Here is a 26,628-nt window from a genome sequence, read left to right on the forward strand (position 1 = left end):
TTTCAGCCCTCCAGAGCAGAAATTCTGGTTGTGCGGGGAAGTGCTGCAACGGCGCCGTCGCAGACCAGAACAAGATCAATGCCGAGCGGGTATTGCGCACCGTTCTCGTGCCATTGCCGGATGAAATCCTGCGGCAGACCATCGACATGCAGCTTGCGCTCGCCATTGATGCCGGGGCCGTTCAACACAAAACCCTGCCCGTCTGTCAGAGACGCAACGGCGAGAACCACCGTGGTCGAACGATCGGGGAATTCCGGTTCGCCTTGCGCAAAGGAAGAAAGCGCTGGCAGCGATTGCGCATTTGTCACGAGCGCGAACTGTGCCCTCGACTGCTCCTCAATGATTGGCGCGCCGGTATGGAAAGTCAGCCAGGCCGCTGCCTCCTGATTGGCGGCAATTTCAGCATCAACCCATATGCTGGCGTCGTGATCGAGCAGAGTGGCTGCAATAACGCCCAGCTCCGGCGTCAGCGGCTGCGGCGGCGTGGCTGCACGCGCCAGCGGATAGATTTGGCCGGGATTGGCCATGGCGTGCATAACGCCATGAAAAGCCGACTGCGCCTCATTGACCGGATCGGCCAGTCCGCCTTCGAAAGCAGAAGATTGGAGCATTAGTTGTCTCCCCGAACCATTGTGAAGAAATCGACCTTGGTGGCGGCAGCTTCGCCGCGCAGCTTGTCATCAGCGGCATTCATGCGATGGCGCAGCACGTCCAGCACTTCGCTTTCAACGGCGCTGCGCTTTCCCTCATCGAGCCAGATTGCGTCGAACAGGGCGGCAAGCTTTGCCTTCTCCTGATCGCGGCCCAGCGCGTAGGCATGGCCGACGAAACCGTTTGCCAGACGAACGGTCGCCCGCGTGACGGTCGCTTCACCAACGTTAAAAGGAGCGCCGCCGCCGCCGATGCGCCCGCGCAGCATGACCAGCCCGGTTTCAGGACCGCGCAAAACTTCAAATTGCGGCTTTTCCGTCCAGTTTTGCCAAAGCGCCTTAAGCTCTTCGCCACTCGCCTGCGCAAGCAGCGCCATGCTTGCCTGCCGTGCAATCTGCACCGCATCCGCTGTCGGCCTGCTTCCAGCGGCGGCGCGAGCTTCACTTTCGCCTGTGCTGTGTCGCGTTGTCTGCATGAGCTTTTTCCGCCCTATCTAATTCAGTTGACCTGATCGCCCTTATTGTCTAGTTATATAGACAACTATACAATATCAGAATGATTACACCCTGCCAATGACAGGACGATGACAGTTGATGACAAAGGCGCTGATGAAAAAGAGTGGACGAATTGAGAGAAACAGCGGCGTTGCCATCTGGCGGCAGATTGCCGACGAGATTCGTGGCGAGATCAGAGCCGGGAAGCTTCAGTCTGGCGCGCGCATGCCTGCCGAGATGGAGTTGGCCGACAGGTTCGGGGTCAATCGCCATACGGTGCGCAGCGCCATCGCCGCGCTGACACAGGAAGGAGTGCTGCGTGCCGAACAGGGACGCGGCACTTTCGTCGCCAATGCAAAACGCCTCACCTACCAGATCGGGCGCCGCACCCGCATTTCTCAGTCGCTCGCCTCGCAGGTGCGGGAAATGCAGGGGATTTTACTGGCTTCAGCCATCGAACCCGCCTCTCCGGATATCGCCCATGCGCTGGAACTGCATCCCGGCGAAGAGGTGATCCGGCTCGAAACAATGCACAATGCCGATGGCTACCCTGTTTCGACGGCCACCCACTGGATTAATGCCGCTCGATTCCCTTCCTTTGTGAAGGATTATGCGGAAAGCGGCTCGATCACGGCTGCTTTCAAAGCCGCCGGTATTGCCGACTATCTGCGAAAATCGACGGTCATATCGGCCCGCCACGCCGACCCGGAAGACCTTAGAAACCTGAAACTGTCTCCCGGCGCCATCGTACTTACGGCGCGGGCGGTGAATATCGATACGGAAGGAAAGCCGATCCAATATTCCTTGACCCGTTTTTCGGCAGACCGCATGGAATTCTCTATCGAGAATGACGAGAACGGCTGAGAAGTCTGCTTCATGCAGTTTTGGGTAAGCCTCTGTGGCGGCTGGGCATTTTGAGGGCTGTGGCTGTATCTCAACCCTGGCAGAACCCATGGGCTGGATGGCCACACCAGATCGCAACTTGACGCGCATGATATATCCATTATTCTAGATATATGGAAAACGACTCGGCAATCTCGGCTCTGGCCGCCCTCGCCCAATCGACAAGGCTTGATACCTTTCGATTGCTGGTTCGACACGAACCTGCCGGAATCAAGGCGGGCGAGTTGGCCCGTATGTTGGACATTCCGCAAAATACGATGTCCGCCCATCTGGCTACCCTGTCACGGGCTGGCCTCGTCAAGAGCGAGCGGCACAGCCGTTCGATCATCTATCGCGCGGATCTGGATCAGTTTCGCGAACTGACGCTTTTCATGATCAAGGATTGTTGCGGCGGCAGCGCCGAACTCTGCGCGCCTCTGCTCCAAAGCCTGACACCTTGCTGCGAACCCAAGACGGCTGACGCCACTCAATAACCACGTTCTGGCGACGCCAGTTCACCCCAACGGACGTTAAAATGATAAATCGGTTTCACCTGGCGCCCGGCGTGCGCGCGGGCAGTCATTCGCCCATGAAAAACGGTCTGACGCGGACATGCAAAGCCACGTGGAGCAACGCTGATGTCTGTCTTTGAAAGGTATCTGACCGTCTGGGTTGCTCTTTGCATTGTCGCGGGCGTCGCTTTGGGGCATCTTTTCCCGACGCTATTCCACGCTATCGGCTCCGCCGAGATTGCCAAGGTCAATATTCCCGTCGCCGTTCTCATCTGGCTGATGATTATTCCCATGCTTTTGAAAATCGACTTCGCCGCACTTCGGCAAGTCGGCCGGCACTGGCGGGGCATCGGTGTCACGCTGTTTATCAACTGGGCCGTCAAGCCGTTCTCGATGGCGCTTCTTGCTTGGCTGTTCATCGGCTGGTTTTTCCGCCCGAATCTGCCTGCCGATCAGATCGACTCTTACATTGCAGGCCTTATCATCCTTGCCGCAGCACCTTGCACGGCCATGGTCTTCATATGGTCCAGCCTGACAAAAGGGGAGCCGCACTTCACCTTGTCCCAGGTCGCATTGAATGACGCCATCATGGTCATAGCCTTTGCTCCGATTGTCGGGCTTTTACTCGGGCTTTCGGCGATTACAGTTCCATGGGATACGCTCGTTCTTTCCGTTGTCCTCTATATCGTCATTCCGGTGATCCTTGCGCAAATCATCCGGCGAAGCCTGCTGGCGGGTGGCGGACAAGGCGCGCTCGACAGGCCGCTGAAGACGCTGCAACCGCTTTCTCTTGTCGCGCTGCTTGCCACTCTCGTCCTGCTCTTCGGTTTTCAGGGCGAGCAGATCATCGCGCAGCCGCTCATCATCGCCATGCTGGCAGTGCCGATCCTCATTCAGGTCTATTTCAATTCGGGGCTGGCCTATCTTCTCAACCGCCTGTCCGGCGAAAAACACAGCGTTGCCGGACCGTCGGCCCTGATCGGCGCGTCGAATTTCTTTGAGCTTGCCGTCGCCGCTGCAATCAGCCTTTTCGGCTTTTCATCCGGCGCAGCCCTCGCCACCGTGGTCGGCGTTCTGGTGGAAGTGCCAGTCATGCTGTCGGTCGTCTGGATCGTGAACCGCTCCAAAGACTGGTATGAACGCGGCACAGATCAAAAGCCCGCTACACAGACAGGAAACTCCCGATGACCGTCACTATTTTTCACAACCCGAAATGCGGCACCTCGCGCAATACGCTGGCGATGATCCGGGCGAGCGGCGAAGAGCCTGTGATTGTCGAATATGTGCAGAACCCGCCCACGCGGGATCGTCTGCTCGGCTTGCTGGCGGCAATGAAGCTGACGCCGCGTGAACTGCTGCGCGAGAAAGGTACACCCTATGGCGAACTCGGCCTGTCAGATCCGAAATGGACCGATGACGAGTTGATCGACTTCATGATGGCCCATCCGATTCTGATCAACCGGCCGATTGTAGAAACACCGCGCGGCACCAGGCTATGCCGTCCCTCCGAACTGGTTCTGCCGCTCTTGGAAAACCCGGTTGCTTCCTTCACCAAGGAAGACGGTGAGCAGGTCACCTATGGAGAACGGAAATGACAGACGCGGACTTGCCCAACCTCGACCGGAAATCCTTTCTTCTGCCGGATGAGAATGCTCTTCGCGCGCCTTTTCCGGAACATAGGCCTCGTATCCTGCTGCTCTACGGGTCGTTGCGCGAACGCTCCTATAGCCGTTTCCTGATGCTGGAAGCGCAGCGACTGCTTGATGCAATGGGCGCGGAAACCCGCGTTTTCCATGCCGATGGCTTGCCTTTGCCGGACGATGGGGCGCCGGACCACCCGAAGGTTCAAGAACTGCGCGAGGCGATGCTTTGGTCGGAAGGCCAGGTCTGGACAAGCCCTGAACGCCATGGCGCGATGAGTGCCGTCATGAAATCGCAGATCGACTGGATTCCGTTACCCGGCGGCGCTGTCAGACCCACGCAAGGGCGAACACTGGCCCTGATGCAAGTTTCCGGCGGTTCGCAGAGCTTCAATGCTGTCAATCAGATGCGCATTCTGGGCCGGTGGATGCGGATGATTACCATTCCCAATCAGTCATCGGTTGCCAAGGCTTGGCAGGAATTCGATGATGCTGGCCGTATGAAGCCCTCATCTTTCTACGATCGCGTGGTCGATGTCATGGAAGAACTGATGAAATTTACCCTGCTGACACGTAGGATTTCAGAGCATCTGACAAATCGCTACAGCGAACGGAAAGAAGCCGCTGCCCAGCTTGAAAAGCGTGTTTCTCTGCAATCGATCTGACATTCCGGCAGTCTGGCGCTCAGGCAGCGGGATGCATTCAAGTTGAATCGCCATCCCGCCGCAAGCTATTGTTTGGGCGTGATTTCATCCGATCCGGGCAGGATCAGAATTCAGTCCGATAGACTGATTTCCCTGCGTAGGTGGTTCCCCTTTTCGGAATCATGCTCCGGTTTCAGGCGGGGTATTTCTGCCGATGTGAATGCAAGAACATCAATTCAACAAACAGAAAAGGCGCCGTAAAACAGCGCCTTATCGAATTTCACTAATAAATTGGATTATACTCGTTCTCAGAACGGAATTTCGTCGTCCAGATCGCGGGAGAAGCCACCGCCGCTGCCGCCGCCCGAAGATGGACCGGACGAACCGAAGTCGCCGCCGCCACCGGAGTAATCCGACATCTGGTTGCGGTTGCCGCCGCCGCCAAACGAACGGCCCTCACCGCCGCCTTCGCCACGGCTGTCGAGCATCTGCAGTTCACCACGGAACTTCTGCAGCACGACTTCCGTCGAGTAACGGTCATTGCCGTTCTGGTCCTGCCATTTGCGGGTCTGGAGCGCGCCTTCGATATAAACCTTGGCGCCCTTCTTCAGATACTGTTCCGCGACCTTGGCAAGGTTCTCGTTGAAAATGACGACGCTGTGCCATTCGGTGCGGTCCTTGCGTTCGCCGGTCTGACGGTCGCGCCAGCTTTCCGACGTTGCAATGCGCAGATTGGCAACCACATCGCCCGAGTTCAGGCGACGAATTTCCGGATCGGCACCAAGATTGCCGACCAGAATGACTTTGTTGACGCTACCAGCCATCGAAAAATTACTCCGGGTCTCGCACGCGCACCCTTTCCGCATGTCTTCGCACGGACAAGAGGCGCTTTCCAAATGAAGGCTCAGGCGCAATGATGCGCCATCACCAGAAACTCATATGTTCACCTTACAGGACTGGCTCAATGAGCGCTCAATCCGGCGCGGTGAATTTGTCAATGTCCACAGAGTTTATGTTCTTGTTTTGTTCAAATTGCAACCTTCAACACTAAAAAGACATGCCTTCGCCACAAATTTTCATGGGTTTTTGCACCGTTTCCTGTACGGAAAATGCAGTTTTCCTTATTTCAGCGTGAAAAACCGCATCTGCCTTAATTTCAAAACAGCCTTCGCGTGCCTCATGAATCGACAACCGCAGGTGCTCCGCGAGGCCGTTCAGATTTCCAAGGAAAAGCCCTGCCGCTCACTGTATCTTTGGCGCGCAGGGCTTGGGTTGGAGCGATGCTCATGTGTCGGCAATAATTCGCCAACAGGTGGTTTCGGATCACAAAGGCGCACGGCCATTTGCATTCCGCGCAAATTCAAATTGTCGGCAATCGCACTTTCGATCAACGAGGCATCATTCCTTGCGAAATGATGCTGCCGCAACCGAAACGGATCGTGCTTTCATCCTTGTGAAAGCTAGGCAACGTAGTCAGGTGGACTCATGCTCCTTTACCTCCCTACTGGATCTCCCGCCTCCTGCGGACCTCTTGCCGATGCCGTGTCATCCCACCGCGGCACCTCTCCGCTATCAGCGAGTAAGGGTAGTCTGCTCCTGTCAGGAGTGACAGTCAACGCTCTTGCGTTCACATTTCGTATCGCCTATCAGAAGGCTGGTTGTTCGATATTTGTTCTAATGATAAGAGTGCATCGATGAATGACCCGAGACCCCTTCTTATTGGAGGGTTCCACCCCATATTAGGTACCGGCGCGACGTGTTTCACCATTCGGCGCCCGTTTATCCATGGCATAATGAGCAGGCAGGACGCGGAATGAGCGATCAGAAATTCATTTCCATACGTGGCGCGCGCGAACACAACTTGAAAAATGTCGATCTCGATCTGCCTCGCGACAAGCTGATCGTGATGACGGGTCTTTCCGGCTCGGGCAAATCCTCGCTTGCCTTCGATACGATCTATGCGGAAGGCCAGCGCCGCTATGTCGAAAGCCTTTCGGCCTATGCGCGCCAGTTCCTGGAAATGATGCAGAAGCCGGATGTCGACCAGATCGACGGCCTGTCTCCCGCCATTTCCATCGAGCAGAAGACGACGAGCCGCAATCCGCGCTCGACGGTCGGCACCGTCACCGAAATCTACGACTATATGCGCCTGCTCTTCGCGCGTGTCGGCGTGCCCTATTCGCCCGCGACCGGCCTGCCCATCGAAAGCCAGACCGTCAGCCAGATGGTTGATCGCGTCATGGCGCTTGAGGAAGGCACCCGCCTCTATATCCTCGCGCCCATCGTGCGCGGGCGCAAGGGCGAGTACAAGAAGGAATTGGCCGAGCTCCAGAAGAAGGGCTTTCAGCGCGTCAAGGTAGACGGCACCTTCTATGAAATCGCCGACGTTCCGGCACTGGACAAGAAGTACAAGCACGATATCGACGTGGTGGTTGACCGTGTCGTGGTGCGCGCGGACCTTTCAACCCGCCTCGCCGACAGCCTGGAAACCTGCCTCAAGCTTGCCGAAGGTCTGGCCGTTGCCGAATTCGCCGACAAGCCGCTGCCGCCCGAAGAAACGGCGGAAGGCGGCGCTGCCAACAAGTCGGCCAACGAAACCCATGAGCGGATTCTTTTCTCGGAAAAGTTCGCCTGCCCGGTGTCCGGCTTCACCATTCCCGAAATCGAGCCGCGCCTGTTCTCGTTCAACAATCCGTTCGGCGCCTGCCCGACCTGTGACGGTCTCGGCACGCAGCAGGCCATCGATCCGAATCTGATCGTTCCCGACGAAACGGCAGTGTTGAAGGACGGCGCGATTGCCCCGTGGGCGCGATCCTCCTCGCCTTACTACAATCAAACGCTGGAAGCGCTCGGCAAAACCTATGGCTTCAAGATCGGCGCAAAATGGGCTGATCTCTCGGAAGAAGCGCAGCAGGCCATTCTTTATGGCACCAAGGGCAAGGAAATCACCTTCCAGTATGATGACGGCTTGCGCTCTTACCAGACGACAAAGCCGTTCGAGGGTGTCATCCCCAATCTGGAACGCCGCTGGAAGGAGACCGATTCCGCCTGGTCGCGTGAAGATATCGAGCGCTTCATGGCCTCGACGCCCTGCCCTGCCTGTAACGGTTTCCGCCTGAAGCCGGAAGCGCTGGCGGTCAAGCTTGGCATGAAGCATATCGGTGAAATCACCGAAATGTCTATCCGCAAGGCCGATGCCTGGTTCCATGACATTGATAGCAGCTTCAACGACAAGCAGCGCGAAATTGCCGCCCGCATTCTCAAGGAAATCCGCGAGCGCCTGCAATTCCTCAACGACGTCGGTCTCGATTACCTGACGCTGGCGCGCAATTCCGGCACATTGTCGGGCGGAGAAAGCCAGCGCATCCGTCTTGCCTCGCAGATCGGCTCGGGTCTGACGGGCGTGCTTTACGTGCTGGATGAGCCGTCCATCGGCCTGCATCAGCGCGACAATGCCCGCCTTCTCGACACGCTGCGCCACTTGCGCGATCTCGGCAATACGGTCATCGTGGTCGAACATGATGAAGATGCGATCCTGACCGCCGATTATGTGGTCGATATCGGCCCGGCGGCTGGTGTCCACGGCGGCAAGATCATCGCTCAGGGGTCGCCGCAGGATGTGATGTCCAACGCAAACTCGCTGACCGGCAAATATCTGTCGGGCGCGATGGAGGTTGCGGTTCCGGCGGAACGGCGCAAGATTGAGAAATCCAAGCGCATCCGGGTGGTGGGCGCGCGCGGCAACAACCTCAAAAATGTCTCGGCGGATATTCCGCTCGGCACCTTCACCGCCGTCACCGGCGTTTCAGGCGGCGGCAAGTCCACCTTTCTGATCGAAACGCTGTTCAAGGCCGCTTCGCGCCGCATCATGGGGTCGCGTGAGCATCCGGCAGAGCATGACCGTATCGAAGGGCTGGAATTCCTCGACAAGGTGATCGACATCGACCAGTCTCCGATTGGCCGCACCCCGCGCTCCAACCCGGCGACCTATACCGGCGCCTTCACGCCGATCCGCGACTGGTTCGCGGGTCTGCCGGAAGCCAAGGCACGCGGCTATCAGCCAGGCCGCTTCTCGTTCAACGTGAAGGGCGGGCGCTGCGAGGCCTGCCAGGGCGATGGCGTCATCAAGATCGAGATGCACTTCCTGCCGGATGTGTATGTGACCTGCGACGTCTGCCACGGCAAGCGTTACAACCGCGAAACGCTGGAAGTCCTGTTCAAAGGCAAGTCCATCGCCGATGTGCTGGATATGACGGTTGAGGAAGGCGCGGAGTTCTTCTCCGCCGTGCCTGCGGTGCGTGACAAGCTGGAAACGCTCGTCAAGGTGGGGCTTGGCTATATCAAGGTCGGCCAGCAGGCAACGACGCTTTCCGGCGGCGAAGCGCAGCGCGTGAAGCTTGCCAAGGAACTGTCGCGCCGCGCGACGGGCCGCACGCTCTATATTCTGGATGAGCCGACAACCGGCCTGCACTTCCATGATGTGGCGAAGCTTTTGGAAGTGCTGCACGAACTGGTCGAACAGGGCAATACGGTCGTAGTGATTGAGCATAACCTCGAAGTCATCAAGACCGCCGACTGGGTGATCGACCTTGGACCGGAAGGCGGCGATGGCGGCGGCGAGATTGTCGCCGTGGGCCGTCCGGAAGACATTGTGAAGGAGAAGCGCTCCTACACCGGCCACTTCCTCAAGGAACTGCTGGAACGCCGCCCCAAGCGCGATTCAGAGGCGGCGGAGTAGGAACGGCTCGCGTGTGTAGAGCCTCCAACATCCCTTGTTGATGCCTATCCCCACGGCTTTTTGCACTTTTATCGCCACTTGTGAGATAAGGTGCAAACAATCTGACCGATGGGGATAGACATGCGGCACAGCATTCTTAGCCTGGTCGTCTGTCCACTACTGGCGTTCACTGCTACGCCGGTTTTAGCTGACACGACCAACATTTTTGATCGCTACAAAGCCACCATGGAAACTCTGGTGGGCGACTTCACCAATCCAGAAGCATATCGCAAGAAGATTTTTGCTGGTCTTGATGGAGACTGGTTTGCGATCAGCACTCTGGAGCCAGCTAAAATTGATCCAGCAAAACTTGATCTGTTTTGCAAACCCTCGAGTCTTGGAAGAATAGCTGTTCGAGTTCTGAGCCCGTATTCATTCGAAGCGACCACTGCGCCCGCCAGCAAAAACCCGTCATCCGCCATTTATACGGCCCGCTCTGAAAACCAGTTCGGTTCGTATACTGACGTTCAGCCGCTTGTGCGCAGGCTGGGGATTGCTGATGGCGATGCTGTTTCTCCGGCGGAGAAGAGAATGATATCCGCGATATTGCAGAGGAATAATGGTGTTGTGACCATTACGCGCCCCTATGACGATATGCTGCTCATTCGCTCTCCAGACACGGTTTTGATTATGGCGCGATGTCCAAAGCAGGACGCTCCATGAGAGAGCCATATCCCTTAGCTGCGAACAGTTTCCGGCTTCCGTTATTTGAGCAGCTTTAACCGATAACGATCGATCATCCACAAGTGGAGGATCTGTACCGCAATCAATGCGATCAGCACTATGCCCACCGATTTTGCAGTGTATTTTTCGGGATCATGCTCCGCTGCCCAAATGAATATGCCAGCCAGCACGGCGTAAAGCACCGGGGCAAAGGATAGAGCCAAGAGGCGCGGTGCCGTCCAGTTAATCTGGCCTGATAAACCCCACTGCATGGGAAGCCGCTCAAGTTCCCCAAACCGGCTGTTAGCGGCCACCGCCAGCAGCACGCTTATTGCAAAACCCATTAAACCAACGGCGAGCATAGACGCCTCCAAATCAGCCAACGATAATTGTCCACAACGTGCCACGTTGCGACAGTATGTGGAAGCAGATCCCCCACCTCAGCATACGAAAAAAGCCCGGATAAACCGGGCCTTCTCGACAGCCATTCGCGATCATGCCGCGAGGGCTGGAAATTTATCGTCACGATCCGTTCGAAGAGCTTTCACTCTCCAGATCATGATTAGCCGTTTACGGCGTCCTTCAGGCCCTTGCCAGCCGAGAACTTCGGCACGTTGCGAGCCGGAATAGCAACTTCCTTGCCGGTCGACGGGTTACGGCCGGTCGAGGCAGCGCGGTGCGAAACGGAGAAAACGCCGAAGCCAGGCAGACGGACTTCTTCACCAGCCTTCAGGGCGCCGGTAACAGCAGCGAGTACGGCGTCAACAGCAGTACCGGCATCAGCCTTCGTCAAACCGCCCTTTTCCGCAACTGCGGCAACCAATTCGTTCTTGTTCATTGGCATTTCCTTTCTTTATCTACCGGAACGGATAACGTGACCGGATTGGTCGGAGTTTATTCAAATCGTTTCACAAACCAAGCCTGTCAACGTGAAAAAACCCCGGAAAACCGGGGTTAAACACAGAAATGCCGGGCAATTTGCCCGGCATTTCGATTGTTGGTCCTGATAGACAGCTTCCGGCAGGGCTATCCGACTGAATCAGAATCGCCTGCCAGAAGTTCATTTCAGTACATTCCCAATAAGCAAACCCGTTCGAACGTTTGCCGGAAATGTCTTAATGGGGCATCGAGGCGCCAGCCTCTTCCTCGACCGAAGGGACCGGTGTCGCATTTGCGGGCTCGGTCCATTCAATCGGCTCGGGCTCGCGAACCAGAGCGTGCCTCAGCACCTCACCCACGCGGGACACCGGAACGATCTCAAGACTGTTCTTCACATTGTCCGGAATATCCGCCAGATCCTTGGCGTTTTCTTCCGGGATCAGAACCTTCTTGATGCCGCCGCGCAGAGCCGCGAGGAGCTTTTCCTTGAGACCGCCGATTGGCAGAACGCGACCGCGCAGCGTGACTTCGCCCGTCATTGCGATGTCCTTGCGCACCGGAATGCCGGTCAGCACGGAGACGATCGCCGTGACCATGGCGATGCCGGCGGACGGACCGTCCTTCGGCGTCGCGCCTTCCGGCACGTGCACGTGAATGTCGCGCTTGTCGAACAGCGGCGGCTCGATGCCGAAGTCGATTGCCCTGCTGCGGACATAAGATGCCGCCGCCGAGATCGATTCCTTCATCACGTCGCGGAGATTACCCGTGACGGTCATGCGGCCCTTGCCGGGCATCATGACGCCTTCGATGGTCAGCAATTCGCCGCCGACTTCCGTCCAGGCAAGGCCGGTCACGACGCCAACCTGATCTTCGCCGTCGATCTGGCCGAAGCGGAACCGCTCGACACCCAGATAGTCGGAGAGGTTCTTTTCGGTGACTTTCACCGACTTCTTCTTCGACTTCAGGATTTCGGTCACGGCCTTGCGCGCCAGCGTCATCAGTTCGCGTTCGAGGCTGCGCACACCTGCTTCCCGCGTGTAAAGGCGGATAACATTGCGCAGTGCTTCATCCGTGACCGAAAACTCCTTCGGTTGCAGGGCGTGGTCCTTGATTGCCTTCGGCAGCAGGTGCCGCTTGGCGATCTCGAGCTTTTCGTCCTCGGTGTAGCCGGCAATACGGATGATCTCCATACGATCCAGCAACGGACCCGGAATATTCAGCGTATTGGCCGTCGTCACGAACATGACGTTCGACAGGTCATATTCGACCTCAAGGTAGTGATCCATGAAGGTCGAGTTCTGTTCAGGGTCCAGCACCTCGAGCATGGCCGATGACGGATCGCCGCGGAAATCCTGGCCCATCTTGTCGATTTCATCGAGCAGGAAGAGCGGGTTGGACTTCTTCGCCTTCTTCATCGACTGGATGACCTTGCCGGGCATCGAGCCGATATAGGTGCGGCGGTGACCGCGGATTTCGGCCTCGTCGCGCACGCCGCCGAGCGACATGCGGACATATTCACGGCCTGTCGCCTTGGCAATCGAACGGGCGAGCGAGGTCTTGCCGACGCCGGGAGGTCCGACGAGGCAGAGGATCGGGCCCTTGATCTTGGTCGAGCGAGCCTGCACCGCGAGATATTCGACGATGCGCTCCTTGACCTTGTCGAGGCCGAAATGCTCGTCATCAAGCACTTCCTCGGCAAAATTCAGGTCCTGCTTGATCTTCGACTTCTTGCCCCACGGAATGGACAGCAGCCAGTCGAGATAGTTGCGCACGACCGTTGCCTCGGCAGACATCGGGCTCATGGAGCGCAGCTTCTTCAGCTCGGCCTGTGCCTTTTCGCGGGCTTCCTTGGAAAGCTTGGTCTTGTTGATGCGTTCTTCGAGTTCAGCCGCTTCATCGCGACCGTCCTCGCCATCGCCAAGCTCCTTCTGGATCGCCTTCATCTGCTCGTTGAGATAGTATTCGCGCTGAGTCTTCTCCATCTGGCGCTTGACGCGGCTGCGGATACGCTTCTCAACCTGCAGAACCGAGATTTCGGCTTCCATGAAGGAAAGTGCCTTCTCAAGGCGCTCGCGCACCGAGAGGATGGACAGCATTTCCTGCTTCTCGGGAATCTTGATCGCGAGATGCGAGGCAACCGTGTCGGCAAGCTTCGAATAATCGTCGATCTGGCTGGCGGCGCCAACCACTTCCGGCGAAATCTTCTTGTTCAGCTTGACGTAGTTTTCGAAGTCGGAAACCACCGAGCGGGCAAGCGCCTCGATCTCGACGGCATCTTCATCCGGCTCCGGCAGAGCCGCAGCATAGGCCTCGTGATAGTCCTCACGGTCGGTGAACTTGGAAACCTTGGCGCGCGCCGTGCCTTCGACCAGCACCTTGACGGTGCCGTCCGGCAGCTTCAAAAGCTGGAGCACATTGGCAATCGTGCCGATTTCATAAATCGCATCCGGTGCCGGATCGTCATCGGCGGCGTTCTTCTGGGTGGCAAGCAATATCTGCTTGTCCACGCCCATCACTTCCTCCAGCGCGCGAATGGACTTCTCGCGGCCGACAAAAAGCGGAACGATCATATGGGGGAAAACGACGATGTCACGCAACGGCAAAACGGCATAGAGCCCGTCCGCGCCGCCCGCTTCAGAGCCACCCAGTGGTGTCTTCTGTTCAGTACTCGTCATAGTTCAAGTCCTTTCTCAGGTTTTTCAACCTGACTGCCACATCCGCGCCCCCTTTCGTCATGAGGCAGGTCACGAATGTGCTTCGGTCCATACTTGGAGAGCCTAACCCGGCAATTCAATAGGCTTTATCGGGCCGACTTTCATAGAATCGTCATCTATCCTGCGCTGTGCGGTGCATTAGTACAATATCCAGCTTAGCATGTACCCTGATTGCTGTGCCCTGCAATAGTTGCAGGTTGAGCCCCACGCAAGCTCAGCACATGAAAAAGGCCGCTTGCGCGGCCTTTTGCTCGGTCATCTTTCCGCTCAGGCGGAAACATTACCCTTTTCGTCCTGCCGCTCGGCATAGATATAGAGCGGACGGGCGCTGCCATCCACCACATCACCGGAAATAACCACCTCCTGCACGCCTTCCAGCGTCGGAAGCTCGAACATCGTATCGAGCAGGATCTTTTCCATGATCGAACGCAATCCGCGTGCACCCGTCTTGCGCTCGACCGCCTTGTTGGCAATCGCCCGCAGGGCATCGTCGTGGAAGCTTAGCTCGACATTTTCCATATCGAACAGGCGCTGATACTGCTTCACGAGCGCATTCTTCGGCTCGGTCAGGATTTGTACCAGAGCGTCGACATCGAGGTCTTCGAGCGTCGCGATCACCGGCAGACGGCCAACGAATTCCGGAATGAGGCCGAATTTCAGAAGATCTTCCGGCTCCAGTTCCTTGAACACGTCACCGATGCGGCGTTCATCGACCGACTTGACGGTTGCGCCGAAGCCGATGGAGGTCTTTTCACCGCGTGCGGAGATGATCTTGTCCAGACCGGCAAAAGCGCCGCCGCAGATGAAAAGGATGTTCGTCGTGTCCACCTGCAGGAATTCCTGCTGCGGATGCTTGCGGCCACCCTGCGGCGGCACGGAAGCGACAGTGCCTTCCATGATCTTCAGAAGCGCCTGCTGGACGCCCTCGCCCGACACGTCGCGCGTGATGGACGGATTGTCCGACTTGCGGCTGATCTTGTCGACTTCGTCGATATAGACGATGCCGCGCTGTGCGCGTTCCACGTTGTAATCGGCAGCCTGAAGCAGCTTCAGGATGATGTTCTCGACATCTTCACCGACATAGCCTGCTTCCGTCAGCGTCGTCGCATCGGCCATGGTGAACGGCACATCGATGATGCGGGCGAGCGTCTGGGCAAGATAGGTCTTGCCGCACCCCGTGGGACCCACGAGCAGAATGTTCGACTTCGCAAGCTCGATGTCGCTGTTCTTCGACTGATGGGCGAGACGCTTGTAGTGATTGTGTACCGCAACCGACAGAACGCGCTTGGCATCCTTCTGGCCGATGACGTAATCGTCAAGAACGGCCATGATTTCCTGCGGCGTCGGCACGCCCTCGCGCGACTTCACCATGGAGGATTTGTTTTCCTCGCGGATGATGTCCATGCAGAGTTCGACGCACTCGTCGCAGATGAAAACGGTCGGGCCTGCAATCAGCTTGCGCACTTCATGCTGGCTTTTGCCGCAGAACGAGCAATAAAGCGTATTCTTGGAATCGCCGCCGCTGTTGCTGACTTTGCTCATCGCAGTTTCCTTTCAATTGACCGAAATGAACGCAAGGCGTCCAGATCGATCGTTTCTTCCGGTTCGGACCCAGTGCTGGAGGAGAAACGCACCTCCCGCCGCTCATGACAGCAGCAGATACGCGCTTGCCGTCATCCAGGGCCTGTAGTCTCAGGATTCCTCTCACCGCATGGCTCCCCGACCGAAGGAGCCATATGGGGACTGTTGCAGAAGCTGCACCGCCGAACAAATGAAAAATATGTTCCCGGCAAAGATTCGGCATAATCCGGCCAAGTTTAGCGCCCCGAACCCCAACAGATGCTTAACGCGGCGCGTTAACCATCACGTAGTTGCAAGAAATGGGCCCCTTTTGTGGCAAAGGGCGCTAAAAACAGGCGCGAGCCGGAGATTCCGGCTCTTACTTCGATTCGTCCGCGCCAACGTCGCGCGCTTCGACCACCTTGTCGATGAGGCCGAATTCGAGCGCTTCCTGCGCGGTCATGAAATGGTCGCGGTCGAGCGTGCGTTCGATCGTCTCGTAATCGCGGCCCGTGTGCTTGACGTAGATCTCGTTCAGGCGGCGCTTCATCTTGATGATGTCCTGCGCATGGCGCTCAATGTCCGAGGCCTGCCCCTGGAAGCCGCCCGATGGCTGGTGGACCATGATACGCGCATTCGGCAGCGCATAACGCTGGCCGGTGGCGCCTGCCGTCAGAAGCAGCGAGCCCATCGAAGCAGCCTGGCCCATGCAAAGCGTGGAAACCGGCGGGCGGATGAACTGCATCGTATCATAGATCGCCATGCCGGACGTCACGACGCCGCCGGGCGAATTGATGTACATGTTGATCTCTTTCTTCGGGTTTTCCGCTTCGAGAAAGAGAAGCTGCGCGCATACCAGCATCGACATTCCGTCTTCAACCGGTCCGTTCACGAAGATGATGCGTTCCTTCAGAAGGCGCGAGAAAATATCATAGGCCCGTTCGCCACGGTTGGTCTGCTCAACCACCATCGGGACGAGGTTCATGACGGTTTCGATCGGATCTCTCATTATGGGCCTCTGGATAACTTTATGGCGAAGTGAATAATTCTGAATCGTACGTTTCCATACATAGGGCGTTGCGCCCCTGTTCCGCAAGTGGCGCTCTATTCCCAGTCGGACTCCGGCTTTTCAGGCCGAATCCCGCGTTTCTCGTCCAGCGTCTTGCGGGCTACTTCCGTCAGCCGGGCCCTGATGCGAACGGAGCCGTCTTCCAGATTTTCGCGCTCGACATTGCTGCCATGCTGGTAAATCCAGTCGAGAAGATGAAGCTCGAAAGGAGACAGCAGCACATCGACCGCGCCGAGCGACCCCGCTATCCGGGTTTCGATCAGCGAAAGCAACCTGTCAACGCCTTCACCGGTAATGGCCGAAAGCGGAATGGGACGCCCCTCCTCGCTGCCGGCAGCAGCAAGGCGCAAGGCGGCTTCGCGCCCGCTTTCGTCCAGATTGTCGATCTTGTTCCAGATTTCGACGACGCGCTTGCGGTCCTGAGGCTCGATGCCCAGGCCCGCCAGAATGCTTTCCACGTCTTCGGCCTGCGCGGCATTGTCCGGATCGGAAATGTCGCGGACATGCAGGATCAGATCGGCTTCAACCACTTCTTCAAGCGTGGCGCGGAATGCGGCGACCAGATGGTGCGGGAGGTTCGAGATGAAACCCACCGTATCCGACAGGATAACCGTCTCGCCATGCGGCAGGCGAATGCGGCGCAATGTCGGGTCGAGCGTCGCGAAGAGCATGTCTTCTGCCAGCACTTCCGCACCTGTCATGCGATTGAAAAGCGTGGACTTTCCAGCATTGGTATAACCGACGAGCGCAACAATCGGATGCGGCACCTTGCGCCGCTTCTGGCGATGCAGCGTGCGGGTTCGCACCACCGTTTCCAGCTCGCGCTTGATCTTCAGAATCTTGTCCTGCAGCAGACGGCGGTCGGCTTCGATCTGGGTTTCACCCGGACCGCCGAGAAAGCCGCCACCGCCGCGCTGGCGTTCAAGGTGGGTCCAGCTTCGGACCAGACGGCCCTTCTGATAGTTCAGATGCGCCAGTTCGACCTGCAATGCGCCTTCCTTGGTGCGCGCACGTTCGCCGAAAATTTCAAGGATAAGTCCCGTTCGGTCGATGACCTTGACGTTCCATTCCTTTTCGAGATTGCGCTGCTGCACCGGGGTCAGCGCGTGATCGACGATCACGAGCCCTATGGCCTTTTCTTTCACAACCTCGGCAATTGCCTCCACCTTGCCCGTGCCCAGAAGGGTCGCGGGACGAGGATTGGCAACAATGGCGATTTCGGCATGTTCGATGTCGAGGCTGATCGCGCGGGCAAGTCCGACGGCTTCTTCAAGACGCGCCTCATTCGAGCGCTGGAATTCGGGGCGAGCCCCATCTTCCGCTGACGTACCCGTATTATACCGCTCTGGAAGGATGGGAACGATAACGGCTGCCCTTGTGGGCTCTGGTTCTGAAAATTCGAAACCCTTGTCTGCATCGGCAGATGTCGGCTTCTTATCCTTGAATTTGGACAATGTTCACTCCGGGGACGCGGAAACGCGCTTTATCTGCCCATGCAGATAAGTCACCGCGAAAGCTGTTTCAAATGAAAGACGCCCCGGACTGTTTAAACATGACGAGCCGGACAGGCAGTGCATGTCCGGCTATCATCCGCAGAAACAAAAAACTGGAGCGAAACAACGTCGGCCATTGCGCTCCAATGCCATTCGGAAAGCGTCAGGCTTCTTCGCCTTCGAACATCTGCACTGGCTGGCTTGGCATGATCGTCGAGATCGCATGCTTGTAGACAAGCTGCGAATGACCGTCACGGCGCAGAAGCACGCAGAAATTATCGAAAGACGTTACAATGCCGGTCAGTTTGACGCCATTGATAAGGAAAATCGTCAGGGAAATTTTCTGCTTGCGTACAGAGTTCAGAAAAAGGTCTTGCAGATTTTGCGATCGTTCAGCCATTGTTTTTATTCCTTTAATCGATCAGCAGCCAGCTCGCGATGCGTTAAACGAACACGCGCATGCACATAAATCAAGCACCGGTGCGTGCAAAACCGATGCCCGACTGCAATTGCTGTGGAAAGACAACTGCTTCGCTATTCAGCTTCGGTTAACAGGATGGGAATCTTTGTGCAACCGTCAATTTCATTAGCCTCCTGCCAAATTCTGACAGGGCCGACCATACAGGGACGTCAAATGTCACGCCGAACTTGGCGAAACCTCTTTGTCCCTGAGCCGTCGATCAGAAGAACTCCAGACTGACACGGAACATCTGCTCAACGTGTTTTACTGCGTCGGATGTTGCGAAAATGACGACGCGATCCTTCGGCTTGATGCGCACATCGCCGTTCGGGCGGATCACCTGCCCGTCACGATAAATCGCACCGATTCGCAGACCTTCGGGCAAGTCGAGATCGCGCAGCGGTGCGCCGACGAGCGAGGAGGTTTCCAGAGCCTCGGCTTCGATCAGTTCGGCCATGTCGCGATAAACGCTATAGACCGCACGGATTCGGCCTCGCCGGACATGCTGGAGGATTTTGGAAATCGTGACCGCCTTCGGGTTTATATAGGCGTCGATCCCCACCATGTGGGTGAAATCCTGATAGGCAACCGTATTGAGCAGCGCCATGTTGGACTTGCAGCCCAACCGTTTCGCCATGATGCTCGACAGGATATTGACCTGATCCTGATTGGTGAGCGCGACCATGAGGTCGGCGTCCTGAATATCGGCCTCCTGGAGCAGGTTCTGGTCGAGCGCGCTGCCATGCAAGACCATGGTGCGCTTCAGCTGATCGGCGATGGCGAAGGCGCGCTCGTGCTCGCTTTCGATCATCTTGACGCGCGTGTGCCATTTGCGGTCCTCGATGGCCTTGGCGACGTACAAGCCGATATTGCCGCCGCCCGCGATAACGATGCGGCTGGCTTCCGGTTTCTCGTGCCCGAACAGACCCAATGTGCGGCGGACCTGCTCGCGCGTCGTCACCACATAAGCGAGATCGCCTGCATTCAGTTCGTCCGAAGAACGCGGGATGAAAAGGCTGTCATTGCGCACCACGCCAACGACAGTTGCCGCAAGATCGGGAAACAGATCGGTCAACTGCTTCAGTGGCGTATTGATGACCGGACATTCCTCAAGACATTCTATGGCTAGGCCGATGATCTTGTCGTCGGCAAAGCGCAGCACGTCCGTCGCGCCCTGCAAGGCGATGCGCCGCAGGACCACCTCGCCCACTTCCACCTCTGGCGAGATGATGACGTCGATCGGCAGGTTTTCGCGCAGGAACAGGTCCTGATATTCGGCCTTGAGGTAGGACTGGGCGCGGATACGGGCGATCTTGGTGGGCACGTTGAAGACCGAATGCGCCACCTGACAGGCCACCATATTGACCTCATCGGACAAGGTGACGGCGATAATCATATCCGCTTCGTCGGCGCCAGCGGCAGCAAGCACGTCCGGTTGCGAGCCGTGCCCGACAAATCCGCGCACATCAAGCGTGTCGCGCACGATCTCGATATGGCGGGCCGAGGTGTCGATAACCGAGACATCGTTTTCCTCGGCGGCAAGCCGCTCGGCGATGCCGTATCCGACCTGCCCTGCTCCGCAAACGATTACCCGCATGACCGCTCCGCCTGCCCGAACCTTGCTTTCATCATACGCCGAGAGATTTCAGTTTGCGATGAAGCGCCGAACGCTCCATGCCAACAAACTCAGCCGTGCGTGAAATATTGCCGCCAAACCGGTTGATCTGGGCGATCAGATATTCCTTCTCGAAACGCTCGCGCGCCTCACGCAGCGGAAGCGCCATGATGTGCTGGTCGGATTCCGTCGGCGCGCGCGGCAGCGTGTCGCCGATTTCAGCCGGAAGAAGATCGGCCGTCACTGGTGCTTCGGGATCATCGCCGCGCGCCAGAATCATCAGGCGTTCGACATTGTTGCGAAGCTGGCGAAGATTGCCGGGCCAGCTGTGCGCCTGCAAAACCGCCATCGCATCAGAGCCGATCTTGCGCGGCTTGATGCCCGCCTGTTCGGCGATCTGCTTCATGAAATACTCGACCAGTGACGGAATATCCTCGCGCCGGGCGGCGAGTGGCGGCACCTGCACCGGCACCACCGAAAGTCGGTGAAACAGGTCTTCGCGGAACGTGCCCTCGGCGATCATGCCTTCGAGGTTCTGCGCCGTCGAGGAGATGATGCGCACATCCACCTTCACGCGCTTGGTGCCGCCCACGCGCTCGAACTGCTGGTCCACAAGCACACGCAAAATCTTGTTCTGCGTCTCGCGCGGCATATCGGCAACTTCATCGAGATAGAGAATGCCGCCATGGGCTTCTTCCAGCGCGCCCACCTTGCGCTCGCCGCCGTCCATTTCGGTGCCGAAAAGCTCGATCTCCATGCGCTCCGGCGTGATGGTCGCGGCATTGACCGTCACAAACGGTCCGTTGGCACGGGTGGACTGCGCATGAATGGCTCGCGCTGCCAGTTCCTTGCCTGCCCCCGACGGGCCGGTGATCATGATCCGGCTGTTGGTCGGCGCCACGCGCTCGATGGTCTGGCGCAACTGGCTCATGGCAAGCGACGAGCCGATCAGTTCCAGATGATCGCCGCTGCGCTTGCGCAGGTTCGAAACTTCACGCCTCAGCTTCGAGGTTTCGAGCGCCCGTTCCGCGACGAGAATGAGGCGGTCAGCCTTGAACGGCTTTTCAATGAAGTCATAAGCGCCGCGGCGGATCGCCGACACTGCCGTTTCAATGTTGCCGTGACCGGAAATCATCACGACCGGCAGTTCGGGATGCTGCTTCTTGATTTCATCGAGCAGCGCCAGACCGTCCAGACGGCTGCCTTGCAGCCAGATATCCAGAAAAACCAGCCGGGGAACGCGATCATTGATCGCGGCGAGCGCGCTGTCCGCGTCGAAAGCCGTGCGGGTTTCGTGGCCTTCATCGCTCAGAATGCCTGCAACAAGTTCCCGGATATCCGCTTCGTCATCAACTACAAGAATATCGGCAGCCATATCAAATCACCTGTCCAGCTATGTTCTTTTCGTCATTATCCGTATTGGTGCCAGCTTCGCCGGCGGGTTCCGCATTCGCGCCCGCTTCGCCAGTCGGCGCCTGCGGAAAGACCATACGTATCATCGCGCCCCGTCCTCCGTGGAAGTCCGGTGGCGCGTCATGCAATTCCAGATGCCCGCCATGATCCTCGACGATCTTGCGGACAATCGCGAGGCCAAGGCCGGTGCCCTTCTCTCGCGTCGTCATGTAAGGTTCCAGCAGCTTCTGGCGGTCGTCGCCCGGCAGGCCCTTGCCATTGTCGATCACATCGACAAACAGTTGCCCATCCGCCTGATAGGAACGGATAAGGATGTGCCCGTCATCGCCTTCCCTGGCGCGATCTTCCTTCGGAAGTCCGTCAATGGCTTCGCTGGCGTTCTTGATGACATTGCCGAACGCCTGCCCGATCAGGCGGCTGTCAAACGAGCCGACCAGCCTTTCGGAGCCAAAATCGTTCTGGAAACGAATATCGCTGCGGCTGACTTCAACCAGGAAGGAAGCCTCGCGCAATGCCTCGCGCATATCCATAAGCCGCATTTCCGGTTTCGGCATGCGGGCGAAGGCGGAGAATTCATCGACCATGCGCCCGATATCGCCAACCTGGCGAATGATCGTATCCGTGCACTGGTCGAAAACCTCGCGATCCTCGGTAATCACCTTGCCATAGCGGCGGCGAATGCGTTCTGCGGAAAGCTGGATCGGGGTGAGCGGGTTCTTGATCTCATGCGCGATGCGGCGCGCCACATCCGCCCAGGCGGACGAACGCTGCGCCTGCACCAGATCGGTAATATCATCCACCGTCACCACATAGGAATGATCTTCGGATTCCGTATCCTCAACCGTCACCTGCACGTTGAAGGTACGCGCCACGCCGCCACGGGTCATGCTGACCTGCTCGCGGTGAACGGCACGTCCCGTCGAACGGGCAACCTCGAAAGCCTGCCCGATCTCCGGCGCGATGCTGGTGAGGTTCCTGCCGACAGCCTCTTCCGATGTGACGCCGAACATATGTTCTGCGGAACGGTTCAGAATGGAAATGCAGCCATCCGTCTCGATACCGATGACGCCCGCCGTCACGCCTGAAAGCACGGCCTCGGAGAACCGGCGGCGCTCGTCAATCTGGTCCTTGGCGGAAAGCAGCTCATTACGCTGGCTCTTAAGTTCGGCGACCATGTTGTTGAAAGTACCGGACAATGCGCCGACGTCTCCATCGGAGGTGCGTACCGGAACCGAGACGTCGAGATTACCCGCCGCCACATCGTCGGACGCGCCGATCAGCAGCCGGATCGGGCGCACCAGCCGGTCGGCCACGGCAATCCCGGTCCAGATCGCCGAAAGCAGAACGATCAGCGTCAGGCCGAAATAGAGCAGCGCGAAGGCGATCTGCGTCGGAATGCGGTTGGCATCCATCTCCTGATAACGCTGGGTGTTGGCTTCCATCAGGCGCATGGCGTCGAGAATCTGGGAATCGACGGCGCGGACCGTATAGAGATAGACGTCGGGTATCTCGCGCATCTTGATGATCGCGCCGACGAAATTACTGTTGCCCGGCGGAATGATGACGGGCTTGCCGTCCGGAGCGGTCTTCAATGCATCTTCGGTCGGCGGCGGCAGGCGATCCTCGACACCGGTATCGCTTTTGACGACCACAGCGCCGTTTTCACGCACCAGAAACGCGCCGAGCAGGCCGCGGCCACGCGCCTGCAGCGTCATCAACTGGACGAAGCCGCCACGATCAAGACTGTAAATGGTGCGCTGCGCATCCAGATCCTGCAACATCGAATAGGATGTGCTTTGCAGGTTGAGCGCTGTTTCACGAATATAGGCAGTGGTAAGGCTTTGCGATGAACTGACAATGTCGCGCGTATTGGTATCGAACCAGCGGTCCAGACCGAGATTGAGCGTGACCGATGCCACGATGGCAACCACAATCGCGGGGACGGCTGCGATCAGCGAAAACAGCGCGACAATGCGGACATGCAGGCGCGAAGCGGCCTTTCCAAGCCGCCGGGCCATGACGATACGGTAAACTTCGCGGCAGATCAGCAGGATCAGGAACAGGATCAGCGCGACATTGATGATGACCAATGCCAGCGTGACAGTCCGGTCCGGCGTGATCGGCGTGATGCCAATCAGAATGGCAAAAGAAATCGATGCGGTGACAAGCGCCGAAATGACAGTGATAATGCCCGGAAGCGCCAGAAGCCTGCGCCCCTCGCCGCCTTGCGATGATTGTTTCTCGCCGTTCATGTCCGCCGTCAGATTCGCCGTGTTCATGTTAACCATGTTACCCAATAGCGTTGCATCTATGCAACGCATTGTGGCGAAAATGCAACGTTAATCTGCACGTCATCACCAATGATCCCGCGCAGAACGCCGGGGAGACTGTTGAATAGCGGTTCCCAACGCCGTCAGGGCTTTCCATGCGGTGCGATTTCACCGCATAAGTGCCTGCTAGAGCATTTCCTATTTTTCATGAATCGTCGGAAATGCTCTATCTATTTTTAACGCGCATCTTGTTCCGAAAACCGTTTCACACTTTTCGGGATGCGCTCTAGGTTCGGGAATCCCGGACCCGGCAACCACTTACCTTTCAAACATTTGGGCAGAGGGCCTTCAGGCACATGCAGGACAACACGCTGGGATTCTACAATTCAAATGCGACCGACTACGCAGCCGACGGCGGCACGCCCAATCCGAAGCTGCCGGGTTTCCTGAAGCGCTGCAAGACAGGCGGCCGCATTCTGGAACTGGGGACCGGCTCGGGAACCGATGCTCAAGCTATTCTGAACGCCGGTTTCAAGCTTGATGCCACGGACGGCTCCGCCGAACTGGCGGCAATCGCCTCGAAACGACTGGGACAACCCGTCAGGACAATGATGTTCGACGAACTTTCGGCAATCAAGGAATATGACGGCGTTTATGCTTCCGCGTCGCTTACCCATGTACCCAGAGGCGAACTCGCTCCCATTGTTGAAAAAATTCACTCGGCATTGGTGAAAGGCGGTGTCGTCTGGGCCAGTTTCAAGACCGGCACCGCTGAAGGCAATGACGCGCTTGGCCGCTATTACAATTATCTTTCGCCGCAAGAGCTTACGGATTACTGGCGCAATAACGGCCACTGGTCCCACATCGAAATAGAATGCTGGACCGGCAGCGCCTATGATAAACGTGTCACCGACTGGGCAGCAGTCGTGGCGGTGCGATAATTCCGAGAGAAATATATCAGAAATTGAGCCTCGCCATTGCCAGTGTGTCGACGAATTCTCCGGCCCGGAAGGCATCTTTCTTGCGAATGCCTTCCGAAACAAAACCGAATTTTTCATAGAGGCGGATCGCTGCGGCATTATCGACATAAGCGGTCAGCTCAAGCCGTTTCAGATCGAGCCAGTTGTCAGCAATATCGATCAGTTCGGTCATGAATGCCGTGCCGATCCCCTTGCCGACATATTCGTCATGTATGCCCATGATGAGTGACGCGCTATGGCTTCGCCGTCCTGCATGCCGAAGCAAGCCAGCGTTTCCGACAATCTCCTCGTTGATTGTCGCGACAATAATGGTCGATTCCGGGCCAAGCGACTGAAGCCATTTCTTTGTGGTATCAAGACGCTGGAACGGCATGCGCAATGTGCCAAACCGAAATCCCGGCATGTTTTGCAAACGGGTCAGGCCTTCCGCATCCTTGTCTTCCACCGCACGAATGACGAGGTTTTCAGGTCGCATTTATCCTCCTTTATATTGCTGGATAGTCGTCAGTTTGCCCACTGGCAAACATCAAGACATGCAGAGACCGGCTCGCGATTCTTATCACAAATGCAGCCCTTTGAAGCGGCATAAGACAATGTCGGCATTTTCTCCCGGCTATGTGACGAAACAATAACGAGCGCGAAGCCGGAAACGGTCAGGCATAGCAGTCGATACATTTTGACCTCCCTTGCACCGAGATCAAACAGTGTCATTGCCAGTAAAAAAATGCGCAACCGCAACAAATATCTCATAATTATACAGACAATCTATTTTGTCCGTAATCATCACGAGATGGAGCAAACCCGCATAAGCTATTGTTTTTTATTTTTATTGCCCGAAAATCGGCCCCATCTTTCGATGGTGTATGCTTGTCTGGAGCGGTTCCGCATCGAAGCGGGATCAGAAATCAGTCCAGTGGATTGATTTCCCCGCGTAGGCGCTTCGCACTTTTGGCTCGAAAATACCCTAGCCCTATCGAAAGAATGCCGCCCAAATTGGGCGGCATGATAGATTGCAGTATAGTGAACGCCTGGCCTTTGCCCGGTCAGTTTTCAGCGCCGTAGGCATCGAAGTCGAAGTACTTGTCGTTGACTTCCTTGTACTTGCCGTTCGCGCGGATCGCCTTGATGGCGTTGTTGAACTTTTCAACCAGTTCAGGACGTCCCTTCTTCATGGCAACGCCAACGCCGACACCATGAATATTGTCATCCGGCGGATAGGTGCCGATCATCTTGCAGCATGCTCCGTCCGGGGTCTTCAGCCACTCGCTCAGCGTCACGCTGTCGTCATTGACGGCATCAAGGCGGCCATTGGCCATATCGAGCCGATATTCTTCGGCGGTCGGATAGGCCTTGATCGTGCTTTCGGTGAAGGCGTGCTCGGCATAATTGGCATGTGTCGTGGACACCTGGACACCGATGGTCTTGCCGGCGAGATCTTCCTTGGTCACGCCCTTGATGTCGCTATCCTTGGGGACCGCGACGCCGGGAGGCGTGTTGTAATATTTATTGGAAAAATCGACCTGCTTCTTGCGTTCTTCCGTGATCGACATGGAGGAAACATAGGCGTCGAATTTTCCGGCCTGAAGTGCGGGAATGGTGCCATCCCATTCCTGCGTAATGAATGTGCACTCGGCCTTCATCTCCTCGCAAAGCGCCCTTGCGATATCGACATCGAAACCCGACAGGGAACCATCCGGATTGGTGAAATTGAACGGCGGATATGCGCCTTCTGTTCCGATAATCAGTTTCAGCGGCTCTTCGGCATTTGCAATGCCCATTGCCAAACCACTTGCCGTTGCAGCGATCCCCACAATCGAAGCTGCCACAGCGATACGCTTTAAAACGCGCATTCACATTCCTCCCATTTCATCTTGGCTGTTCCGAAATTCATCATCCCGGTTCAGCCTCTCGC

Annotated in this window: 24 protein-coding genes and 1 pseudogene; 9 read left to right on the plus strand and 16 right to left on the minus strand. The window is 57.2% G+C overall.

Features of this window, described 5'->3' with window-relative positions; genetic code table 11:
* Positions 1 to 2: 2 nt before the first annotated feature.
* Entirely contained in the window at positions 3 to 611 is a 609-nt protein-coding gene (phnH, locus tag AC0TOF_RS17040; RefSeq protein ID WP_473769101.1) for a phosphonate C-P lyase system protein PhnH, read from the minus strand.
* The gene (gene phnG, locus AC0TOF_RS17045; protein WP_473769102.1) at positions 611 to 1,126 is read right to left on the minus strand and encodes a phosphonate C-P lyase system protein PhnG; all 516 of its coding nucleotides are present in this window, start codon (positions 1,124 to 1,126) and stop codon (positions 611 to 613) included. The genes phnH and phnG overlap by 1 nt, the downstream gene beginning before the upstream one ends.
* A gap of 133 nt (positions 1,127 to 1,259) precedes the next feature.
* Here phnG and phnF point away from each other — a divergent pair, with 133 nt between their 5' ends.
* From phnF to arsH, 5 genes are all read left to right on the plus strand, one after another.
* Complete coding sequence (phnF, locus tag AC0TOF_RS17050; RefSeq protein ID WP_473769103.1) at positions 1,260 to 2,009, plus strand: phosphonate metabolism transcriptional regulator PhnF; 750 nt, start codon at positions 1,260 to 1,262, stop codon at positions 2,007 to 2,009.
* Between the two features lie 152 nt (positions 2,010 to 2,161).
* Positions 2,162 to 2,521, plus strand: coding sequence for an ArsR/SmtB family transcription factor (locus AC0TOF_RS17055; RefSeq protein WP_473769104.1), 360 nt, complete (start codon positions 2,162 to 2,164; stop codon positions 2,519 to 2,521).
* A 144-nt stretch (positions 2,522 to 2,665) separates the two neighbouring features.
* Positions 2,666 to 3,727, plus strand: coding sequence for an ACR3 family arsenite efflux transporter (arsB, locus tag AC0TOF_RS17060; protein WP_473769105.1), 1,062 nt, complete (start codon positions 2,666 to 2,668; stop codon positions 3,725 to 3,727).
* Positions 3,724 to 4,134: an arsenate reductase (glutaredoxin) gene (gene arsC, locus AC0TOF_RS17065; RefSeq protein ID WP_473769106.1), complete on the plus strand. Its 411-nt coding sequence runs from the start codon at positions 3,724 to 3,726 to the stop codon at positions 4,132 to 4,134. The genes arsB and arsC overlap by 4 nt, the downstream gene beginning before the upstream one ends.
* Positions 4,131 to 4,844: an arsenical resistance protein ArsH gene (gene arsH, locus AC0TOF_RS17070; RefSeq protein ID WP_473769107.1), complete on the plus strand. Its 714-nt coding sequence runs from the start codon at positions 4,131 to 4,133 to the stop codon at positions 4,842 to 4,844. The genes arsC and arsH overlap by 4 nt, the downstream gene beginning before the upstream one ends.
* 287 nt (positions 4,845 to 5,131) lie before the next feature.
* Here the strand turns inward: arsH and ssb are convergent, their stop codons facing one another.
* On the minus strand, positions 5,132 to 5,647 hold the full coding sequence (gene ssb / locus AC0TOF_RS17075; protein WP_006470425.1) for a single-stranded DNA-binding protein: 516 nt from the start codon (positions 5,645 to 5,647) through the stop codon (positions 5,132 to 5,134).
* Positions 5,648 to 5,762: 115 nt separating this feature from the next.
* Between ssb and AC0TOF_RS17080 the strand changes: the two genes are divergently transcribed.
* From AC0TOF_RS17080 to AC0TOF_RS17090, 3 genes are all read left to right on the plus strand, one after another.
* A complete protein-coding gene (locus tag AC0TOF_RS17080) occupies positions 5,763 to 6,239 on the plus strand; it encodes a hypothetical protein (protein ID WP_473769108.1) in 477 nt (158 codons plus the stop codon).
* A 397-nt stretch (positions 6,240 to 6,636) separates the two neighbouring features.
* Positions 6,637 to 9,561 (plus strand): excinuclease ABC subunit UvrA, encoded by a 2,925-nt coding sequence (gene uvrA / locus AC0TOF_RS17085; protein ID WP_473769109.1) that lies wholly within the window; start codon positions 6,637 to 6,639, stop codon positions 9,559 to 9,561.
* 120 nt (positions 9,562 to 9,681) lie between these two features.
* Positions 9,682 to 10,263: a hypothetical protein gene (locus tag AC0TOF_RS17090; RefSeq protein ID WP_473769110.1), complete on the plus strand. Its 582-nt coding sequence runs from the start codon at positions 9,682 to 9,684 to the stop codon at positions 10,261 to 10,263.
* Between the two features lie 41 nt (positions 10,264 to 10,304).
* On the opposite strand, the gene AC0TOF_RS17095 is transcribed toward AC0TOF_RS17090, so the two are convergent.
* The 11 genes and pseudogenes from AC0TOF_RS17095 to AC0TOF_RS17145 form a co-directional block, all read right to left on the minus strand.
* A complete protein-coding gene (locus AC0TOF_RS17095; protein WP_473769111.1) occupies positions 10,305 to 10,625 on the minus strand; it encodes a hypothetical protein in 321 nt (106 codons plus the stop codon).
* Positions 10,626 to 10,825: 200 nt separating this feature from the next.
* Positions 10,826 to 11,101 (minus strand): HU family DNA-binding protein, encoded by a 276-nt coding sequence (locus tag AC0TOF_RS17100; protein ID WP_006470422.1) that lies wholly within the window; start codon positions 11,099 to 11,101, stop codon positions 10,826 to 10,828.
* A gap of 277 nt (positions 11,102 to 11,378) precedes the next feature.
* Positions 11,379 to 13,817 (minus strand): endopeptidase La, encoded by a 2,439-nt coding sequence (gene lon, locus AC0TOF_RS17105; protein WP_122003339.1) that lies wholly within the window; start codon positions 13,815 to 13,817, stop codon positions 11,379 to 11,381.
* A 306-nt stretch (positions 13,818 to 14,123) separates the two neighbouring features.
* Entirely contained in the window at positions 14,124 to 15,398 is a 1,275-nt protein-coding gene (gene clpX / locus AC0TOF_RS17110) for an ATP-dependent Clp protease ATP-binding subunit ClpX (RefSeq protein WP_121983125.1), read from the minus strand.
* 397 nt (positions 15,399 to 15,795) lie between these two features.
* The gene (clpP, locus tag AC0TOF_RS17115) at positions 15,796 to 16,425 is read right to left on the minus strand and encodes an ATP-dependent Clp endopeptidase proteolytic subunit ClpP (RefSeq protein WP_112588234.1); all 630 of its coding nucleotides are present in this window, start codon (positions 16,423 to 16,425) and stop codon (positions 15,796 to 15,798) included.
* A gap of 95 nt (positions 16,426 to 16,520) precedes the next feature.
* A complete protein-coding gene (gene hflX / locus AC0TOF_RS17120; protein WP_122003338.1) occupies positions 16,521 to 17,939 on the minus strand; it encodes a GTPase HflX in 1,419 nt (472 codons plus the stop codon).
* 202 nt (positions 17,940 to 18,141) lie between these two features.
* The gene (gene hfq, locus AC0TOF_RS17125) at positions 18,142 to 18,378 is read right to left on the minus strand and encodes an RNA chaperone Hfq (protein ID WP_002964239.1); all 237 of its coding nucleotides are present in this window, start codon (positions 18,376 to 18,378) and stop codon (positions 18,142 to 18,144) included.
* Positions 18,379 to 18,383: 5 nt separating this feature from the next.
* Positions 18,384 to 18,599 (minus strand): annotated as a pseudogene (locus tag AC0TOF_RS17130) (hypothetical protein).
* A gap of 59 nt (positions 18,600 to 18,658) precedes the next feature.
* Positions 18,659 to 20,035 (minus strand): Trk system potassium transporter TrkA, encoded by a 1,377-nt coding sequence (gene trkA / locus AC0TOF_RS17135; protein WP_122003337.1) that lies wholly within the window; start codon positions 20,033 to 20,035, stop codon positions 18,659 to 18,661.
* 31 nt (positions 20,036 to 20,066) lie between these two features.
* Positions 20,067 to 21,428: a nitrogen assimilation response regulator NtrX gene (ntrX, locus tag AC0TOF_RS17140; RefSeq protein WP_122003336.1), complete on the minus strand. Its 1,362-nt coding sequence runs from the start codon at positions 21,426 to 21,428 to the stop codon at positions 20,067 to 20,069.
* Position 21,429: 1 nt separating this feature from the next.
* Positions 21,430 to 23,787, minus strand: coding sequence for a sensor histidine kinase NtrY-like (locus AC0TOF_RS17145; RefSeq protein ID WP_473769112.1), 2,358 nt, complete (start codon positions 23,785 to 23,787; stop codon positions 21,430 to 21,432).
* A gap of 305 nt (positions 23,788 to 24,092) precedes the next feature.
* On the opposite strand from AC0TOF_RS17145, the gene AC0TOF_RS17150 reads away from it, so the two are divergent.
* Complete coding sequence (locus AC0TOF_RS17150) at positions 24,093 to 24,677, plus strand: class I SAM-dependent methyltransferase (RefSeq protein ID WP_473769113.1); 585 nt, start codon at positions 24,093 to 24,095, stop codon at positions 24,675 to 24,677.
* A gap of 16 nt (positions 24,678 to 24,693) precedes the next feature.
* On the opposite strand, the gene AC0TOF_RS17155 is transcribed toward AC0TOF_RS17150, so the two are convergent.
* Both AC0TOF_RS17155 and AC0TOF_RS17160 read right to left on the minus strand, forming a co-directional pair.
* Positions 24,694 to 25,191: a GNAT family N-acetyltransferase gene (locus AC0TOF_RS17155; protein WP_473769114.1), complete on the minus strand. Its 498-nt coding sequence runs from the start codon at positions 25,189 to 25,191 to the stop codon at positions 24,694 to 24,696.
* A gap of 568 nt (positions 25,192 to 25,759) precedes the next feature.
* Positions 25,760 to 26,566: an ABC transporter substrate-binding protein gene (locus AC0TOF_RS17160; RefSeq protein WP_122003332.1), complete on the minus strand. Its 807-nt coding sequence runs from the start codon at positions 26,564 to 26,566 to the stop codon at positions 25,760 to 25,762.
* Positions 26,567 to 26,628 lie beyond the last annotated feature (62 nt).

This window comes from Ochrobactrum sp. PL_is501 (assembly GCF_055816895.1).